We start from the raw sequence: 3,851 nt of genomic DNA, 5'->3' as shown, positions 1-3,851 counted from the left end.
TGGCCCGCCATATGGCGTCACGGGTAAGTTCTTTGGATTCAGACATACCTTCGCTTAAGCGTACAGATTCTTTCTGATGATACACTAAATTATACGCACCATTATGGTAAATGTGCATAACAATGAGGCGGGCTGAGTTTGAGCCTAAATCAATAATTGCTACCCGTTCGGTCAAAGTAGTTTCAACTCCTTAACTGCATTTGAGTAGAGAATATTTAGTAACATATTCGCTATTATTAATAAAAACCTTGCTAACATTTTTCTACATGATAATTTTTTATGTGATTAACTTGTTTTTAGATTGCCGTTATTTACTCATGAGAGTATAAGAAACATTTCAAGATAATTGATAACTATGGATGGCACAGACTAACACTTGGATACAGGTTTAAAATGATGAATTTGAAAAATCGTATTACGGTATGCTTGGGTATAGATAAAAAACACAGGATTTAGAGTTCTAATTGTCGAAGAATTGAATATTATAAAAATTATACATATCTAGGAGGAGCCATATGACCAGACATGCACCTGAAAGGTTCGCCGCTATTCATGTCGGTTCAGAACAAATTGGCGTCCAGATTGTTGAATATACTAAGCTGGATGATCTTAAGATTGTTGAACAGAGTTACCGTCAAGTCATGTTGGGCGAGGAAACTTTTAAAACAGGGCGAATTAGCTTTAGTACTGTAAGTGAGATATGCGAACTGCTGAAAGGCTATCGACGGTTATTGTCCGAATACGGTGTACGAGATTACCGACTGGTAGCTACCACGGCAATTCGTGAGGCCCAGAACCAGATGTACATCATTGACCAGATTAAAATCAAAACCGGGCTTACTGTAGAAGTTGTTGAAATGCCGCAAGAGATATTTTACAAATATGTATCACTGGTCAAAACAGTAAACGACCACGGGCTGATGAATTCCCATGACAGTATGCTGTTTGTTGATATTTCCTCAGGCGGTCTAGGATTTACTCTGTATAAAGACGGCAATCTTACATACCAGCAGAACATTCACATTGGTGCGCTTCGCATCAAAGAAAGTTTTAATAAAAATCAGCGCGACTCTGCTCATTTTCATCAGGCGCTTTCAGAATACATCAAAAGTACCATCGAACCAGTAGAAAAGGAAATGAAGCAGCATAACATAAAACGACTGATTTTATCAGGTACTGAAACCAAACTGATTTTGAAAATGCTGGGCAAAGAACAGGGGAAGATTACGTTTGTCAGTTTGTCCGAGTTTGCCAGCCTCTATAAGCAGGTACGTTCACTTAATCTGCCCCAAATTATTAAAACTTTTCATTTGCCAGAGAATAAAGCAGATATTGTGTTGCCCACCATTGTGCTATATAAACAGATACTGTCACTGACAAATCCCGAAGAAATGGTCATTATCAGTGATCAGTTTATTGATGGCGTAATTATTAAGCATATTGCCGAAAAAACCGGACATGAGCATAAACAGCTTATTCAAGACCAGCTTATCAGCTTTTGCTGGGAAATTGGCAAAAAGTATTATTTTGATCCTCTTCATGCCGCTGCTGTAGAAAAATGGTCGCTGATCTTATTTGACAAGTTGGCACGTATTCATGGCTTAGGGGAGCGCCACCGGTTGTTATTAAAGGTAGCAGCCATTCTTCATGACATTGGTAAACATGTGAATTTAAGAAGACACTATTTTTATTCTTACCGGTTAATTATATCCTCTGATTTTATGGGATTTTCCGAAGCGGAAAAACATGTCATTGCGAATGTTGCCCATTATCACTCCAAAGGTACTCCCTCAGACAATGATCCTACTTTTTCCTATTTAACGCCTAATCAAAAAGTTACTGTTTCTAAGCTTTCGGCGATTATTCGGCTGGCGGACGCGCTTGATCGCAGCCACCGTCAAAAAATTAAGCAGGCTGAGGTTGTGTTGCGCGGTGATGAGCTAATCATTACTGTGACCAGTAGCGAGGATATGTCGCTGGAAGCTTGGACGTTTGCTGATAAGGCTGTCTTTTTTGAAGATGTTTTTGGAATCAAGGCTACATTAATCACCAAGGAGGGGTAACAGCAATGGTCAAAGATAAAAGCTGTGATATGCATGACAATCCAGAATACTTTTTTAACAGAGAATTAAGCTGGCTCAAGTTTAACCGGCGAGTATTAGGCGAAGCTGCGGTCAAACATACGCCGTTATTAGAACGTCTCAAATTTATTGCTATTACCAGCTCTAACTTGGATGAGTTTTTCATGATTCGTGTAGCCGGTCTTAAACATCAACTGGAAAGCGGTATTAATAAAGTGGATGCTGCCGGTCTATCGGCGCGACAGCAGCTAATTTGCATTACTGAGGATACGCACGAACTGGTTAGGACTCAGTACAAGTACCTAAAAAAAATTATGGCCGAACTAGAAGAAAAGGGCATTGCCTTTAAAGATATAGCTAGTCTTGATGAACAGGCACAGGAATGGATAGAGAACTTCTTTAATAACACCATATTTCCGGTGATTACCCCAATGGCAGTGGACGCTGGGCATCCGTTTCCCTTTTTATCCAATCGTAGCCTGAATCTTGCAGTATTGCTATGTCAGGAAGATGGCGATGACTATGCTGCTGTTATTCAAGTTCCGGCTGTATTGCCGCGGATTGTGGAAGTACCTCCTGATGGTAATAAACGGCAGTTTGTTTTTCTTGAGGATATTATCAAACATTATTGTGGTACTTTATTCCACGGATATATCATTAAAGATGTGGTGCCTTTTCGGATAACCAGAAATGCGGATCTTTCCATTGACGAAGAAGATGCTGAAGATTTGTTGGTCGAAGTGGAAAAATCGCTGCGGCAGCGAAAACGTGGTCAGGCTGTGAGACTGGAGATTGGTAAAACCAGCAATAGGCCGCTTAAGCAACTGTTAATACATAACTTAAATATTGAAGAACAGGATGTATACGAAATTGCTGGACCGCTGGATGCAGCTTGCTTCTTTAAGTTTAGCGAACTTAGCGGTCTTGAACATCTGCGGTATAGTCCGATAGTACCCTGTCCGCCGCGGGAACTCAGAGGCTTTACTAATATATTTGACGCTATTAAGCAGCAGGATATCTTATTGCATCATCCCTACGAATCCTTTCAGCCGGTTATGGATTTTGTCCAGCAGGCAGCTTGGGACCCGAAAGTGCTGGCAATTAAGCAAACCTTGTACCGGGTCAGCGGCGACTCGCCGATTGTCAAAGCATTAGCGCAGGCAGCCGAGAACGGAAAGCAAGTTACGGTGCTAGTCGAATTAAAAGCCCGGTTTGATGAAGAAAATAACATCCTGTGGGCTAGACGTTTAGAAGAAGCGGGATGCCATGTCATTTACGGCTTAGTGGGTCTCAAAACCCATGCCAAAATGATATTGGTTGTCAGACAGGAGCAGGACGGCATTAAACGATACGTCCATATGGGTACAGGCAATTATAATGACGCTACGGCAAAAGTGTATACCGATATCGGATTGTTTACCGCTAACGAGCAGTTTGGTGCCGATGCGTCAGCTTTCTTTAACGTCCTTTCAGGGTATTCGGACCCGCCGGTATGGAATAAGATTGTTGTAGCTCCGCTTGGATTAAGGGAAAAAATAAAGGAACTTATTGATCGGGAAATTGAATTTGCTAAGGCTGGCAGCGGTGGCTACATTATTGCAAAAATGAATTCACTTGTGGATAAAGATATCGTTTTGAAATTGTATGAGGCTTCTTGCAAGGGAGTTAAAATTGACCTTATTGTTCGGGGAATTTGCGTACTTAGGCCAGGTGTGCCTGGTATTAGTCACAATATTACGGTACGCAGTATTGTGGGGAGGTTTTTAGAGC

General features: G+C 41.2%; 2 protein-coding genes. Both read left to right on the top strand.

All coding sequences use genetic code 11. The annotated features are described in order from the left end of the window. Window positions 1-515 precede the first annotated feature (515 nt). Complete coding sequence (locus AC29Z1_RS14875) at window positions 516-2,063, top strand: Ppx/GppA phosphatase family protein (protein WP_488272240.1); 1,548 nt, start codon at window positions 516-518, stop codon at window positions 2,061-2,063. A 5-nt stretch (window positions 2,064-2,068) separates the two neighbouring features. Continuing rightward, on the top strand, window positions 2,069-3,851 hold a 1,783-nt coding region (ppk1, locus tag AC29Z1_RS14870; protein ID WP_488272239.1), incomplete at its 3' end, for a polyphosphate kinase 1.

Source organism: Sporomusa sp. (genome assembly GCF_057736855.1).
This window is presented reverse-complemented; position numbering and strand designations above follow the sequence as displayed.

Excerpts from the sequence above, each read along its gene's own strand:
- AC29Z1_RS14875 (WP_488272240.1), top strand. The coding sequence starts at position 516 with ATGACCAGACATGCACCTGAAAGGTTCGCCGCTATTCATGTCGGTTCA.